This is a genomic window from Dolomitihabitans soli (assembly GCF_022213955.1).
In the GTDB taxonomy this organism is placed as follows: domain Bacteria; phylum Actinomycetota; class Actinomycetes; order Streptosporangiales; family Streptosporangiaceae; genus Streptosporangium_A; species Streptosporangium_A soli.
In genome coordinates this window covers 169,478-184,019 of the sequence record NZ_JAKNTW010000024.1, presented here as the reverse complement: position 1 = coordinate 184,019, position 14,542 = coordinate 169,478, and the positions used below count along the sequence as shown (strand labels likewise).

General features: G+C 70.4%; 16 protein-coding genes. 9 read left to right on the top strand and 7 right to left on the bottom strand.

The window, feature by feature from the left end:
• Positions 1-170: 170 nt before the first annotated feature.
• Positions 171-308, bottom strand: coding sequence for a hypothetical protein (locus MBA17_RS36075; RefSeq protein ID WP_238501973.1), 138 nt, complete (start codon positions 306-308; stop codon positions 171-173).
• Between the two features lie 148 nt (positions 309-456).
• Between MBA17_RS36075 and MBA17_RS36070 the strand changes: the two genes are divergently transcribed.
• The 4 genes from MBA17_RS36070 (at position 457) to MBA17_RS36055 (ending at position 2,896) form a co-directional block, all read left to right on the top strand.
• A complete protein-coding gene (locus MBA17_RS36070; protein WP_238501972.1) occupies positions 457-891 on the top strand; it encodes an SRPBCC domain-containing protein in 435 nt (144 codons plus the stop codon).
• Positions 878-1,240, top strand: a complete 363-nt coding sequence (locus MBA17_RS36065) for an ArsR/SmtB family transcription factor (RefSeq protein WP_238501970.1) — start codon at positions 878-880, stop codon at positions 1,238-1,240. The genes MBA17_RS36070 and MBA17_RS36065 overlap by 14 nt, the downstream gene beginning before the upstream one ends.
• The gene (locus MBA17_RS36060) at positions 1,237-1,620 is read left to right on the top strand and encodes a VOC family protein (RefSeq protein WP_238501968.1); all 384 of its coding nucleotides are present in this window, start codon (positions 1,237-1,239) and stop codon (positions 1,618-1,620) included. Before MBA17_RS36065 ends, MBA17_RS36060 begins: the two co-directional genes overlap by 4 nt.
• 256 nt (positions 1,621-1,876) lie before the next feature.
• A complete protein-coding gene (locus MBA17_RS36055; RefSeq protein WP_238501966.1) occupies positions 1,877-2,896 on the top strand; it encodes a PHP domain-containing protein in 1,020 nt (339 codons plus the stop codon).
• A gap of 7 nt (positions 2,897-2,903) precedes the next feature.
• Here MBA17_RS36055 and MBA17_RS36050 read toward each other — a convergent pair whose 3' ends face one another.
• Positions 2,904-4,139, bottom strand: coding sequence for a metallophosphoesterase (locus MBA17_RS36050; protein WP_238501964.1), 1,236 nt, complete (start codon positions 4,137-4,139; stop codon positions 2,904-2,906).
• A gap of 324 nt (positions 4,140-4,463) precedes the next feature.
• Between MBA17_RS36050 and MBA17_RS36045 the strand changes: the two genes are divergently transcribed.
• Together MBA17_RS36045 and MBA17_RS36040 are read left to right on the top strand one after the other, a co-directional pair.
• The gene (locus MBA17_RS36045; protein WP_238501963.1) at positions 4,464-5,456 is read left to right on the top strand and encodes a hydroxyacid dehydrogenase; all 993 of its coding nucleotides are present in this window, start codon (positions 4,464-4,466) and stop codon (positions 5,454-5,456) included.
• Between the two features lie 207 nt (positions 5,457-5,663).
• On the top strand, positions 5,664-5,957 hold the full coding sequence (locus tag MBA17_RS36040; protein ID WP_238501962.1) for a Fe-S cluster assembly protein HesB: 294 nt from the start codon (positions 5,664-5,666) through the stop codon (positions 5,955-5,957).
• A 138-nt stretch (positions 5,958-6,095) separates the two neighbouring features.
• On the opposite strand, the gene MBA17_RS36035 is transcribed toward MBA17_RS36040, so the two are convergent.
• From MBA17_RS36035 to MBA17_RS36025, 3 genes are all read right to left on the bottom strand, one after another.
• Positions 6,096-6,485, bottom strand: a complete 390-nt coding sequence (locus MBA17_RS36035; RefSeq protein WP_238501961.1) for a YybH family protein — start codon at positions 6,483-6,485, stop codon at positions 6,096-6,098.
• Positions 6,486-6,561: 76 nt separating this feature from the next.
• On the bottom strand, positions 6,562-6,741 hold the full coding sequence (locus MBA17_RS36030; protein WP_238501960.1) for a hypothetical protein: 180 nt from the start codon (positions 6,739-6,741) through the stop codon (positions 6,562-6,564).
• A gap of 302 nt (positions 6,742-7,043) precedes the next feature.
• The gene (locus MBA17_RS36025; RefSeq protein WP_238501959.1) at positions 7,044-7,649 is read right to left on the bottom strand and encodes a TetR/AcrR family transcriptional regulator; all 606 of its coding nucleotides are present in this window, start codon (positions 7,647-7,649) and stop codon (positions 7,044-7,046) included.
• A gap of 133 nt (positions 7,650-7,782) precedes the next feature.
• Here MBA17_RS36025 and abc-f point away from each other — a divergent pair, with 133 nt between their 5' ends.
• Positions 7,783-9,399, top strand: coding sequence for a ribosomal protection-like ABC-F family protein (abc-f, locus tag MBA17_RS36020; protein WP_238501958.1), 1,617 nt, complete (start codon positions 7,783-7,785; stop codon positions 9,397-9,399).
• Positions 9,396-10,280 (top strand): Vgb family protein, encoded by an 885-nt coding sequence (locus tag MBA17_RS36015; RefSeq protein WP_238501957.1) that lies wholly within the window; start codon positions 9,396-9,398, stop codon positions 10,278-10,280. The genes abc-f and MBA17_RS36015 overlap by 4 nt, the downstream gene beginning before the upstream one ends.
• Positions 10,281-10,691: 411 nt before the next feature.
• Here MBA17_RS36015 and MBA17_RS36010 read toward each other — a convergent pair whose 3' ends face one another.
• Positions 10,692-12,857, bottom strand: a complete 2,166-nt coding sequence (locus tag MBA17_RS36010) for an alpha-galactosidase (RefSeq protein ID WP_238501956.1) — start codon at positions 12,855-12,857, stop codon at positions 10,692-10,694.
• A 324-nt stretch (positions 12,858-13,181) separates the two neighbouring features.
• On the opposite strand from MBA17_RS36010, the gene MBA17_RS36005 reads away from it, so the two are divergent.
• On the top strand, positions 13,182-14,267 hold the full coding sequence (locus MBA17_RS36005; RefSeq protein ID WP_238501955.1) for a trypsin-like serine peptidase: 1,086 nt from the start codon (positions 13,182-13,184) through the stop codon (positions 14,265-14,267).
• 61 nt (positions 14,268-14,328) lie between these two features.
• Here the strand turns inward: MBA17_RS36005 and MBA17_RS36000 are convergent, their stop codons facing one another.
• Positions 14,329-14,511, bottom strand: a complete 183-nt coding sequence (locus MBA17_RS36000; protein WP_238501953.1) for a hypothetical protein — start codon at positions 14,509-14,511, stop codon at positions 14,329-14,331.
• Positions 14,512-14,542 lie beyond the last annotated feature (31 nt).

Here is a 14,542-nt window from a genome sequence, read left to right as displayed (position 1 = left end):
CTTGCAGTGGATCACCCTATTGATCATGACGGGATGCTCCGGACACGGCGCTGCTTCAAACTGTCAGTGTCGCGGACTCAGGGGTGAGTCCGGTGTTCCCCGCGGGGTGACTACGCGATGAGAGTGTCGATGAGGCAGGCGACGAGCCGTTCGTCGTCCACGTCGATGGGCTAGGCGTCGGGGATGCTGAGGCCCGTGTCGCGCCGGACCCGGCCGGCGGCGTTCCACGCGATGGGACGCGCGCGGGTCAGCGTTCCGTGCAGTTCGACGTCGACCCGTACCCCGGCGCCTGGGTTCGACAAAGCCATTTCAGACTGAACCTGATGGTGTTCAGCGTGGTGGAGGGTGCGGGTTGCCGAGTTTGTCGATGAGTGTCGATGGCTTGCTTGCGGGCAACGATGGCAACCTGTAGGTTGCCAATTAATAGCAACCTACAGGTTGCGAAGGAGGGTGGGCATGGTTTCGGACGCGATCGAACGTGTGGTGGTGCTGCGGCATCCCATCGAGCGGGTGTGGGCCGCGCTGACCACCGCGGAAGGGCTCTCGCGGTGGTTCGGCTCGGTAGCGGAGATAGATCTGCGGCCCGGCGGGCGAGCGTTCTTCCGTTGGGACGACCTCGACGAGGAATCCGTCGCCACGATCGCGGTGGTCGACCCACCACACCGTTTCGCGTTCAGGTGGGGAATCGAGGGCCTGCCGGAGGATGACGCACCTCAGACGCTTGTGGACTTCACCCTGGAGCCGGTACCGGACGGTACTCGGCTGCGCCTGGTGGAGAGCGGATTCGCCCGAGCCGCCGACGACGTGGCCCGGTCCGCCCACAAGGCCAACAGTCAGGGATGGGACACGGAGCTCGTCGACCTGGAGACCTACCTCGATGCGGCCGCCTGATTCAGAAGGGCAGGCCGTCGCGGTGTTCACGGCGCTCACCGATCCGACACGGCGGGCGCTGTTGGAGGAGCTCGCCCGCGCCGGGCCCGCAACCGTCACTGATCTGGCGCGGCGGTTGCCGGTCAGCCGCCAGGCGGTCGCCAAGCACCTCGGCCAGCTCGCCGACGCGGGCCTGATCAGCGTCGGCGAACCGGTCGGCCGCCGCCATCCCTACCGGTTGGAGCCGGCCGCTGTTCGCACGGCCCAGGTGTGGCTGGCCGCGCTCGCCAACAGGTGGGATGACCGGCTGGCTGCGCTGGAACGTGCACTGGACGCCATCGACACGAACCAAGGAGTCACGCCAGAATGAGCAAGCCTGAATTCACGGCCGGCCTGAACATCGCCATGAAGATCCCCAAGGCGCAGTACGAGGCCACCGTGGCCTTCTACCGCGACGCTCTGGGCTTCGACGTCAAGGAGGACGACGTCTCCTACGCCCCGACCGTCTCGAGAACTCATTCGGTGCGGTTCGGTCCCAATACGCTGTGGCTCGACTGCGTCGACAACTACAGCCGGCCCGACCTGTGGCTGCAGCTGCACACCGATGACCTGGACGCGGCGGCGAGCAAACTGGCCGGCATCGGTATCCACCCGTGTGACGAGGTGGAGCCCCTGGAGAACCTCGACTCCAGAACCCACTGGATCAAGAATCCGGCCGGTGTGGTACATCTGCTCGCGGAGTCCGGCTGATCCTGTTGTCCTGGTGAGGCATCCCCGTGAGGTGTGGCGGCCGGCCAGGTCAATGTCATCGATCCTCATGCGCCGGATGTCGATAGTGCTGGCCGCGTGCACTGCGGCCAGGGCCAAAGCGACATGATGCAGTGGAGTACTCGCGGCCTTGACAGCCTGCCGGTAGTGCTCGGTGCGCAGCGGTAGCAGGGGTGTTTGGCAGGGGAAGCACGGTAACCGCACTCCCGGGAGTCCTGGTCCGGGTACGTTTGGGGGCATGGATCCGGTCGAGGCGTTGCGCGAGGTCGCCTTCCTCCTGGAGCGGGCGGGCGAGCCGACGTACCGCGTCCAGGCCTTCCGCCGCGCCGCCTCCGTGGTCGCGGGCCTGTCCCGCGAGGAACTGGTACGGCTGGCGAAGTCGCAGGGGCTCGCCGGCCTGCCGGGGGTCGGGAAGGTGACCGCGCTGGCCGTCACCGAGGCGCTCGACGGAAACGTGCCGACTTACCTCCGGCGGCTGCAGGCCACCGAGGGGACCGACCTCGACGAGGAGACCGCCGCGCTGCGTACGGCGTTGCGCGGCGACCTGCACACCCATTCCGACTGGTCGGACGGCGGTTCGCCGATCGAGGAGATGGCCGCCACCGCGAAGGCCCTCGGCCACGGATACATGGCGCTGACCGACCACTCGCCCAGGCTCACCATCGCGAACGGGCTGTCGGCCGCGCAACTGCGCCGCCAGCTCGACGTGGTCGAGGCGCTGAACGAGGAGCTGGCGCCGTTCCGGATCCTGACCGGGATCGAGGTCGACATCAACGCCGACGGCACCCTCGACCAGGATCCCGGGCTGCTGGAGCGGCTGGACGTCGTGGTGGCGAGCGTGCACTCCAAGCTGCGGATGAATCGCTACGAGATGACCAGGCGCATGGTCACCGCGATCGCCAACCCGCTCGTCGACGTGCTCGGCCACTGCACCGGGCGGATCGTGAAGGGCGGCACCAAGCGGGGCGGGCTGCGGCCGGAGTCGGAGTTCGACGCCGAGCTGGTGTTCGAGGCCTGCCGGCGGTTCGGCGTGGCCGTCGAGATCAACTCCCGGCCGGACCGGCTGGACCCGCCGAAGCGGCTGATGCGGCTGGCGTACGAGATGGGCTGCGTGTTCTCGATCGACTCCGACGCGCACGCCCCGGGGCAGCTCGACTGGCAGCGCCACGGCTGCGAGCGAGCCGCCCGGTGCGGCATCGAGGCCGACCGTGTGGTGAACACCTGGTCCCTGGACGCCCTGCTGGAGTGGGCAGCGTAGTGGGGCGTCAGGTCTTCAGCTCGACGACCGTGATGTCCGGCGGGGCGCCGATCCGGATCGGCGGACCCCAGAAACCCGCCCCTCGCGTCACATAGAGCTGCGTGTCCTCGACGCGCCCGTAACCGGCCGAGATCGGGTTGGCGAAGGTCGAGAAGAGGCTGAAGGGCGCGAACTGGCCGCCGTGGGTGTGGCCGGAGAGCTGCACGTCCACGCCGTAGCGGGCGGCCTCGTGCACCTGGACGGGCTGGTGCGCGAGCAGCACGACCGGGCGGGCGGGATCGCGGTCGCCGAGCGCCCGCTCGAAGTCGGGGGCCTGGCCGAGTTTCTCGCCGGTCACGTCGTTCACCCCGGCGAGGTCCAGGGCGGGCAACTCCACGCGCTCGTTCTGCAGCGGGCGGACCCCCAGCTCCCGCAGTTCCTCGACCCACTCGCCTGCGCCCGAGATGTACTCGTGGTTGCCGGTCACGAAGTAGGTGCCGAATCTGCTGCGCAGGTCCTGCAACGGCGCGGCCGCGTCCGCGAGATGCTCGACGGTGCCGTCGACCAGGTCGCCGACGATCGCGACGAGGTCCGCGCCGGTGCTGTTGATCATGTCGACGATCCGCTGCGTATGGGACCGTCCCAGCATGGGGCCCAGGTGGATGTCGCTGACCATCGCGATCCGGATTCCGTTCACCCCCGGGCCGCCCCGTCGCAGACCCAGGGTGACGCGGTCGAGGTTGGGCGGGCCCAGGGCCGTGCTCATGCCGTACCCGACCACGCCGGTCGCGGTCACGCCCGCCGTCAGCGCGATGGAGCGCGCGAGGAAGCGCCGCCGCCCGGCGTCGACGTCCGTGGCGGTGCGGACCACGGGCGGCGCCGCCGTGATCACCGCCCCCGGCTCAGCCTCACGGGTCGCCCCGAGGTCCTCCGCCGCGACGACCTTCGGGGTCCGCATCCGCCTGGCCACCGCCGCCGCCAGCCGTACGGGCTCGGCCAGGAGGAGCACGATCAAGATGTAGACGACCAGCCCGAACCAGGTGTAGCCCGGCCAGTTGAACCAGCGGGCCACGTCGGGGGAGAGGGTGTACGCGGAGATCAGTGCCGCCGGGATGAAGGCCGAGAGCACCACCGCGGCGACGGTCCCCACCCGCCGGGCGGCGCCGCCCGGCGACGTGGTCCCGCGGACCAGTCGTGCCCACAGGTAGACGTGGGCCAGGACCCACAGCACCGACTGCGGCCACACCCAGAAGGGAACCGACATCAAGCACACTCCTGCCGTCGATACTCGGGCATCGAGTATCGCGGGCATCCACTGGAGGCGTCGTCGTCCTGCGGTCGCTGCTCCGGCTACACCCCACGGTGTACCGGCGTAGCCCGTGCGACGTAGCTCTGACAGCCGGTGCGCCGTCCTTCGACCTCTGCTCGCGAGCGGGGACCGGGTGGACCGTCACCGAGCCGCAACGCGTGCGCGACGATCACCTCGGGTGGTGCGAAGGGAGGTCGGCAAGGGGGCGGGCCCGCGGTACGGCCGGAGGGAGGCTACGATCTTCCTCGTTCCGAGAGATTGCGAGAGACAATGCAGTCAGTGGCGTCGGGCCGCCGTGACCTGGTGGTGGGAACCTGCATCGGCGAGGAGTGGTCCCGATCCGTCTTGGCGGATCGGGCTCGGGACGTCATCCGGCAACGGGGCGACCTCGTCGAGTTCGATCCGGTGTCCGGTGGTGTGCACGACGATGTCCGCGTCCTCATCACCGGGTGGGGCACCCCGCCGCTGAGCGCCGGCGTGCTGGACCGCCTGCCGTCCCTGGAGTTGGTGCTGCACGCGGCGGGCACCGTCCGGGTCATCGCCACCCCGGCCGTGTGGGAGCGGGGCATCCGGGTGTCGACGGCGACGGCCGCCAACGCCGTCTCCGTAGCCGACTTCACCTACGCCCAGATCCAGCTGTCCCTGAAGAACGTGTGGCGGCTCGCCCTGGCCGCCCGCTCGACGGGAGGGCCGGTACGGCGGGCGGGCATCCGGGGTGTGGACGGCGCGACCGTCGGCCTGGTCGGGCTGGGGCACATCGGCCGCCTCGTCGCGCGCCGCCTGGCCGAGCACGACCTGCGCCTCCTGGCGTACGACCCGTTCGCCAGGGCGGAGGAGGCGGCCGAGGCGGGGGTGGAGCTCGCCGACCTGGCCACCGTCATCGGCGCCGGCGACGTGCTGACCCTGCACGCCCCGCACAACGCCGCGACCGACAACATGATCTCCACGGCGGAGCTCGACCTGATGCCCGCGGGCGGCACGCTCATCAACACCGCCAGAGGCGGGCTCGTCGATCACGACGCGCTGGTCGCGTTCCTGACCCGCAGGAGCGACGTCTTCGCGCTGCTGGACGTCACCGAACCCGAGGTGCTGCCCGCGGGACACCCGCTGTTCGCCCTGGACAACGTGCTCGTCACCCCGCACATCGCCGGCAGCCTCGGCACGGAGGAGGCCAGGCTGGGCGATCTCGTGGCGGCCGAGTTCGTCCGTTTCGCCGATGGGCTGCCCCTGGAGCACGAGGTGCACGAGGACCGTCTCGCGTCGTCCGCCTGACGCATCGCCGGCGCGGCGTGGTCCCGACCCAATCGGGTCGGGCCGTACGCGAGTGGACCGCCCTGAGCCCGCCGTCCCCGAGTTCTCCGAACTGATGGCCGCGGGGGCAGGGGGAGACGAGCGTGCCGTACGGATGACGGGACGCGGCCGGTTTGAGGCCGGCCGGCGGGGAAAGGGTGGGCAGTCAGTGCCGATGAAGGAGACATCATGCTCACCCTGACCACCGACGCGGTCGTGGCGATCCGCGATCTCACCGCCCAGGAGGAGCCGTCCGGGGAGACCGGGCTGCGCCTCTCGACGAAGTCGGACAACGGCGCCGGGACGTCTCTCGACGCGTCGATCTCCGGCGGCCCGCAACTCGGTGACGAGATCCTTGAGGCCGAGGGGGCGCGGGTGTTCGTCGAATCCGCCATCGTCTCCTACCTCGATGACAAGACCCTTGACGCCGAGGTCGCCCAGGAAGGCGGGGTCACCTTCCTGGTGACGAAAACGATGGCCTGACCGTCCACGGGTTCGCCGCCGTGAGACGAGCCGTCCGGGTCGTCGGACGGCAAGCGTGCAGCGACCCGGACGGCCGGGCCGGCGACCCGGGGAGGCTCGCCGTCGCCCGCTGCGCCCGCCCCGGTGGGCGGGCCGCCGTCAAGCCGTGCCGAAGGGGTTGTCGATCACGTAACGCCACAGCCCGTCCGCGCCGCGCCGCGCGACGTCGGTCGCGGTTCCCTGGAGACGGATCCCGGTCTCGTCGCTCATGGACCAGTCGACGATGAGCAGCGCGATGTCGCCCGAGACGTAGACATGCCGGGGCTCAGCCTCGATGGGCAGCCCCATGCTGAGCAGGTGCTGGACGGCCGCGGACCGCTGTGTTCCGGTCATGGGCAGGCCGGGGCTGGGGACGAGGACGGCGTCGTCGGCGTAGACCTGATCGACCGCCCGGACGTCGCCGGTATTGAACGCCGCGACGAAGGCGGCGTGATGCAGCGCGGGGTCGTCGCTGAGATTGACGGTAGGAGCGTCATGATTGTTCTTCATGACTCACCTAGCGTAACACAGATGATCACGGCCCCCCGTGGCCGTTGACGTGGATCGGCTCGGCCGGAGCGACCGGTCAGGCTCGCACGGGAGGGGCCTGGAGGTACTGCGGGGCGGGGATCTGCTGGGTGGGAGCGGCCACCGCGATGTCGGCCGGGGCGGGTGCCTGGGCCGGCGTCGCGCAGGTGCAGTAACCGTGGGCGAGGATCAGCCGCGCGCGGGCCTTGGTATAGGCGGAGGCGTCGCTGGAGGACATGACACCCCGGCATCCGGGGCATTGCATGGAGGTGTGCCCGTTCATCGTCGTGGGTCCTTTCGCTGATTTGGCGCAATCTGGTGGCAGTGGCGCGCGGGGGCGGCCAAGGGGTGACTTTCACCCAGATCTACTGGGGGGCCGTCCGACCTGTTCGACTCGCAACCCCGCTATGGGCACCTGCGCCACGCGCCGGCACCGATCTCATCCAATCGGCTGACTTTGCCATAGTAAGCGGCGGGAGACCAGGAAGCGGCGAAACACAGGGTCAGATGGACCACATTAGTGAATAGGTCCGCGCTCGGTCACGGCGGGGTCTGGAACACGCCGGCTCGCGCGGCGGCCACCGCCGCCGCGGCGGCGCGGTCGGCCACCGCCTCGCTGATGGGCTCGCCGGTGACGAACAGCCGGTAGTAGATCGGCGCGACGGCGCATCTGACCACCTCGGCGGCGTCCGTGCCCGCGGGCAGTTCACCCCGTCCGGCCGCGCGGGTGACGAGCACGGCGGACTGCTCGTGGCGGGCCGCGAAAAAGGCGTGCAGCGCCTTCGCGGCGACGGGATCCCGTGCCGAGGCCAAGACGAAGGCGGTCGCGATCGGACCGGCTTCGGGGTCGGTGAATCCGGTCACCACCAGGCGGGCGAGCTCCCGCAGGTCGCCTTCGAGGGTGCCGGTGTCCGGAATCGGCCACGCCTCGTCGCCCGCGATCGCCAGCGCGTCGGCGGCGAGCCCTGCCACGCTGCCCCAGCGCCGGTAGACCGTGGTCTTGTGGACGCCCGAGCGCAGCGCGACCGCCTCGACGGTCAGGCCCTCGTATCCCTTCTCGCCCAGCTCGGCGAGGGTGGCCTGGCGTACGGCCGCGCGGGTCCGCGCGGTGCGCCCGCCGGGCCGGGCGGCTCCCGGACCGGTCATGACCGCCTCCGTTTGCGTCGGCTCCGATTCATCCTGCATACTCATATTAACGCAACTTAGTAGCATTAAGAATGTCAGAAGGAGTGAGTCGCCATGATCCGTTCATCGAGCACCGCGACGACCCGTACGCCCGATGATCTGGAGTCCCGTCCTGTCCACTCAGCTGACCCTGCGGGGAATCTCTAAGTCTTACGCCGACCACCTGGTCCTCGACCAGGTCTCCCTCTCCGTACGGCCGGGCGAGCGCGTCGGGATCGTGGGAGAGAACGGTTCGGGGAAGTCAACGCTCCTGCGGCTGGTCGCCGGCCTCGACCGGCCCGACGACGGTGAGATCGTCGTCGCCGCCGGCGGCGGGATCGGCCACCTCGGCCAGACCCTCGGCCTGCCGCCCGCCCACACCGTTCGGCACGCCGTGGACGCCGCCCTCGCCGACCTGCGCGCGATGGAGAGCCGGATGCGGGAGCTGGAGGCCGACCTCACCGAGGGCCGGCTGGCCGAGTACGGCGACCTGCTCAGCGTCTACCAGGCGCGCGGCGGCTACGAGGCCGACGCCCGCGTCGAGGCGGCGCTGCACGGCCTCGGGCTCGCGCACCTCGACCGCGACCGCACGCTGGGCAGTCTGTCCGGCGGCGAACAGGCCCGGCTCGGACTCGCGTGCGTGCTGGCGGCCGATCCGGAGATGATGCTGCTCGACGAGCCCACCAACCACCTCGACGCCGACGCCATGAACTGGCTGGAGGAGCGGCTGCGGGCGCACACCGGCACGGTCCTCGCCGTCTCGCACGACAGGCACTTCCTGGACCGGGTCGCCACCTCGATCCTGGAGGTGGAGGGAGGCGCGGTCGCCCGGTTCGGCGGCGGGTACACCGGCTACCTGGCCGAGCAGGCGGCCGCCCGGCAGCGCTGGGAACAGGCCTACGCCGGCTGGTGCGAGGAGATCCGGCGGATCGAGGAGTTCGCGGCCACCACCGCGCACCGCGTCGCCCCCGGCCGCGCGATCAAGGACAACAACAAGATGGCCTACGACCGAGCCGCCGGCCGGGTGCAGAACTCGGTCGCCGGCCGGGTCCGCCAGGCCACCGAGCGCCTGCGCCGCCTCCGGGAGGCCCCGGTCCCCGAACCGCCCGCCCCGCTGCGGTTCGCCGGCCGGTTCGACGCGGGCACGGTCGACGGTCCGCTGGTCGAACTGCGCGACGTACGGGTCGGCGACCGCCTCGCCGTCCGCGCCTTCACCGTCGAACCGGGCTCCCGCCTGCTGGTCTCGGGCCCCAACGGCGCGGGCAAGACCACCTTCCTGCGGGTCCTGGCCGGCGACCTCGAACCCGACCACGGCGTCGTACGGCGTCGCGGCCGGATCGGCTACCTGCCGCAGGAGTCGGTGTTCACCAGTCCGGGCCTGACCGTCGTCGAAGCCTTCGCCGAGGGCCGGGCCGGTTACCCCGCCGAGCATCGCGAGCGGCTGCTCTCCCTCGGCCTCTTCCGGGCGGACGGCCTGGACACACCGGTCGGCGCGCTCTCGGTCGGCCAGCGCCGGCGGCTCGCCCTGGCCCGCCTGCTCACCGGCGAGGCCGACCTGCTGCTGCTCGACGAGCCGACCAACCACCTCTCGCTCACCCTCGTCGAGGAGCTGGAACAGGCACTCCACGCCTACCGGGGCGCGATCGTGGCCGTCTCCCACGACCGGACGCTGCGCGACGGGTTCGACGGCACGGCCATCCAGATCGACCACCTCCTGAAGGAGATCAAATGACCGTTTCGATCGAAGAGTTCCCGGTGTCCGGCCCCGAATCCGGCCCGTACGGCATCACCACCGGTCCCGACGGGGCCCTGTGGTTCACGATGGTCCACGACGGCCTGATCGGCCGCTTCACGCCGGGCGGGGACCTCGGCCGCCACCAGCTCGATCCGGCGACCTGCGGGCCGACGGTCATCACACCGGGACCGGACGGCGCGCTCTGGTTCACCGAGTTTCAGAGCCATCGGATCGGCCGCATCACGCCCGGCGGCGACGTCCGGTCCTTCTCCCCGCCGACGCCCGAGGCCGGGCCGTACGGCATCGCGGCCGGAGCCGACGGCGCGTTGTGGTTCACCGAGATCAACGCCGGCCGGATCGCCCGGATCACGACGGACGGCGTGATCACTGAGTTCCCGATCCCGGTCCCGGCGGCGTTCCCGTCCGTGATCGCCGCCGGAGCCGACGACGCGCTGTGGTTCACCATGAACTCCGCCGACGCCATCGGCAGGATCGGCCTCGACGGCGAGGTCACCGTCCATCCGCTGCCGACCCCCGGCGCCGCCCCGGTGGGCATCGCCGCGGGGGCCGGGGGCACGCTGTGGTTCACCGAGATCGGCGCGGGTCAGATCGGCCGGATCCGGCCGGACGGGGAGATCACCGAGTTCCCGCTGCCCGATCGGGGCGCACGGCCGCACGCCATCGCCGCGGACCCGAACGGTGACTGCTGGTTCACCGAGTGGGGGTCCGGCCGGGTCGGCCGGATCACGCCCTCGGGCGTGATCGACGTGTTCCCGCTGCCCACCCCGTCGTCGGAGCCGCACGGCCTGGTCGCCGGACCGGACGGTGCGATGTGGGTGGCACTGGAGATCGGCGCCCTCGCCCGGATCACGGCATGAACACCGACGACGGCCACCGGCCACGACGGCTCGGCGGGGCTTCCGGGCGACGGCGGTCCTCAGGCGGCGGACCAGGCGACCGGCTCGGACAGGTCATCGCGCACTGAGCGCCGGCGACCGGGTGCGACATCGCGCTGGAGGGAGAAGTGCGGGCCGGACAACCCCCCGACTGTCCGGCCCGCATCGGCTCTGCCTGCGCCCCACTCCCGCCGCCCAACCCCCCGAAAGGCGGCGGTCCGGCGCGGCTCGGAGCCGTTTCTCAACCCCTTGTTACGCAGAAGGAACTACCCGGCCCCGCTTAAGGGCATCGCCATCAACAGGTCGATTCCCTGTCCGATCTTGGTAAACGGCGGATAACGGAACCGATTCGCCGGCCATCCGACGGTTCGGGACCGATCCCGGGCACGGGTCTCACGCCGGGACCCGCGTCGCCCGCAGCAGCACCAGCCGCTCCGGGAAGAGCACCGGGGCCTGGAGTCCGGCGCCGGAGAGGACCCGGCCCGGCAGGGTGACGCCGCGCGGCGTCCACCACGGCAGCTCGATCCCCCACCGGCCGGCGTTGCCGTCCGGGACGTCGCCCGGGGGCTGGGGCCTGACGTGGTAGACGGCCTCGGGGTCGAGACCGGGCAGCCTGACGGGGCCCGGCGGATAGAGCGCCGACGTGGCGACGGCGGTCAGGGCGAACACCGCCTCCGAGCCGTCCTCCGCGACGACGCCGTGCAACTGGAAGGCGGGGTCCGGATGGTCGGCGTGCACCGCCGTACCGGTTTGGAGCAGGCCGCGCAGCTCCTTGTAGAGCTCGACCCATTCGGCCAGCCGCCGTACGTCGCCGGGATCCGCGCGGGTCAGGTCCCACTCGATGCCGAAGTGGCCGAACAGGGCGGTGCCGGACCGGAAGTCGATCGGGTGGCGGCGGTCGGTGGTGTGCGCGACATCGGCCCCCACATGGGTCCCCATCAGCTCCAGCGGGATCAGGACGTTGGTCCAGCGCTGGATCTGCTGCCGCTCCAGGGCGTCGATGCAGTCCGAGGCCCACACGCGGTCGGTGCGTTCGAGGATCTCCAGATCGACGCGCCCGCCGCCGGAGGAGCAGGATTCGATCTCCACGCCGGGATGGCGCGTGCGCAGCTCGTCGAGCAGCCGGTACACCGCCCTCGTCTGGTCGTGGACGCCCGCCCGGCCGGTGGGCTGGTGACCCGCCTCCACCAGGTCCCGGTTGTGGTCCCACTTGAGGTAGGAGATCGGGTAGGCGGAGAGCAGATCGTCGAGGCGGGCCAGGATGTGGGCGAACGCCTCGGGACGGGCGAGGTCGAGCACCTGCTGCGAGCGCGCCGCGCCGGGCAGCCGCCCGCCGGTCGCCATGATCCAGTCCGGGTGGGCGCGGGCCAGGTCGGAGTCTTCGTTGATCATCTCTGGCTCGACCCAGAGGCCGAACTCCATGCCGAGACCGGTCACGTGGTCGATCAGCGGCGACAGGCCGTCGGGCCACACCTGCGCGGAGACATGCCAGTCGCCCAGTCCCCTCCGGGCGTCCCGGCGGGAGCCGAACCAGCCGTCGTCGAGTACGAAGCGCTCCGCGCCCACGGCCGCCGCTGCGTCGGCCAGTTCGCGCAGCCGCGTGAGGTCGTGGTCGAAGTAGACGGCCTCCCACGTGTTGACGACCACCGGGCGGGGGCTCGACGGGTGGTGCGGCCGGGCACGCAGGTGGCGGTGGAAGCGGGCCGACAACTCGTCCAGCCCTCTTCCGTAGGCGCCGTACTGCCACGGCGTGGTGTAGGACGCTCCGGGATCCAGCAGCACCTCGCCCGACAGCAGCAGCTCGCCGGAACCCAGCAGCGACACCGCGTGGTAGGTGCGCTCGGCGAACGTCCGGTGGTTCCCCGACCAGGCGGTGTGCACGGCCCAGACCTCGCCGGTGCGATTCCCGAAGCCCGCCGTGCCGGCCGCGAGCAGATAGGCGGCGTCGTAGCCGGTACGGCCGGTGCGGTTCTCCCGCACCCGTAGCCCCTGGGTGAAGGAGGTCCGCTGCGGGCTGCGCTCGCGCAGGTGGTGCCCGGTGAAGTCGAGCAACTCGGCCGCCTCGGACGGCACGGGCAGCGTGAGGTTCACGGCGTCCACCGCGAAGGGCGAACCGCCCCGGTTCGTCACCGTCGCACGCTGGCGCACCAGCCCTGCCGGGGTCAGCTCGACGGTGAGTTCGAGCTCCAGCGCGGCCACATCGTCACGGGCGCGGACGACCACGCCTCCCGTCTCTCCCTCCGGCAGGACCACCTCCTCGACGGCGAAGGCCGTGGAGAAGTCCGCGCCACCGCGGTTGCCGACCAGTCCGGGCGTGCCGAGCCAGCCCGCCGACTGCTCCGGGAGTACGGCGAGCGCCACGGGGCCGTCCACGGAGAAGCCGACGGGCTGCGGTCGCAGAGCCGACCGCAGGTCTTCGACCTCCTGCGGCCGGAGCGCGCCCAGGTCGGGTCCCCAGTGCAGGACACGGGGGAGGGTGCCGCCGGAGAGGTCGAGCACGAGGCTGACTCCGGCCGCCCGCAGATGGATCGTAGCCGGGTGTCGGGGGGTGGAACTCATGGCCACAGCGACCTACTTCCTGTCCTTATCTGATCACTTATGTACGAAACTGCGACGATATCCCGTTCGAGGGCGAGAGGGTGATTCGTTTGGCTTCGGACCAGATGTGACGCGGAGCCGCCTTCCCGTCGCGGGCCGCCTTCGGGTATTTATCCCGTCACATCGACAAATGCCCTTCCATGCAATGTGAATATGTATATCAAAGGCGAAATGATGAAACGTCGATCCGCCTTTGAAATTTCACCTCCGCCGCTCTTCCCAAGTGCTTTTTGATAACGCAGGATAGGGAGGTCCATGACGGGCATTCCCTCGGAAGGAACATTCATGAGCGCACGCTTGCGGCGTGGTGCGGTCGCGGTTTCATTGGCGGCCCTGACGGTCACCGGGTCGGCGGTGGCCCTGGTCTCCACGCCGGCCGCCGCCGCCCCCGCGCACACCCTCGCCCCCTCGCCCACCGCCCCGGCGGCCGGGACCGAGAGAACTACGGCGAACAAGAAGATCCTCGACTACTGGACCGAGACGCGGATGCGATCGGCCACCGCCGAGCCGGTCCCCGTGGTCACCTCACAGAGCCAGCCGCAGGTCAAGAACGTGCTGCCGGACCAGACCGCCAAGGGGGCGCGGCCGGCCAAGTCCTCCCGCGTGCCGCAGTCCCCCGGCGCCTCCAACCGGGCGTTGGTGGGCCCGCAGGCCGAGCGCTGGCACCGCCAGGGCACCCTGCCGGCGACCACCATCGGCAAGATCTACTTCGTTCGCACGAACGGCAGCCGCGGTTACTGCACCGGCAGCGTCATCAACGCCGCGAACCGGAACACGGTGTGGACCGCCGGTCACTGCATTCACGGAGGAGGCGGCGGCACCGGAAACTATTTCCGCGACTTCATCTTCGTGCCCGACGCCGACAACAACCGGGAGCCGCACGGAATCTGGACATGGCGCTACGCCAACACCACGGTCGGCTGGCAGAACAACGCGAACTTCAGATATGACATCGCGGCCATCGCCTTCAACGCCCAGCCGCAACGCGGAAACCTTTCCGACTGGCTGGGTTACCAGGGCTACCGGTTCGGCGCCGGTCAGAACTTCGACAACATCTACGCCTTCGGCTATCCGCAGGACGGCTACCGCCGTACCGACTTCACCGGAAACGACCTGTGGTACTGCTTCGGGGCGGTGCGCAGGGCGAGCGCGTCCGACGACCGCATGCACATGAACTGTGACATGTTCCACGGGTCCAGCGGTGGCCCCTGGCTCCAGGACCTGCAGTTGAGCCGGGGCTGGGGTTACATCATCGGCATCAACAGCCACCGTGACGTCGACGGCAACCAGAATCCGGTCAACATCGTCTACAAGTCGCCCTACCACGGCGACGCTGCGATCAACGTCTACAACGACGTGACCAACCGATGACCGGTTGAACCCGGGGGCGCGGGACTCGGGTTCCGCGCCTCTGCGTCATCCTGGAGATGCGTCACCCTGGAGAGGCGTCGCGCCTGCGTTCGTCGGTCCAGTAGGTGGCGATGTCGTCGGCGGAGCGGGTGTTCTCCACCCCGGCGCCGGCGTCGGAGCCACGATCGATGGTGACCGTGACCGCGATCGCCGCCACGGCGAGCACGGCCAGAATCGCCAGAGCGGCAGCTGCCTTTCGCCTCATACCACCATGCTACGTCACCGAATCCGACCTG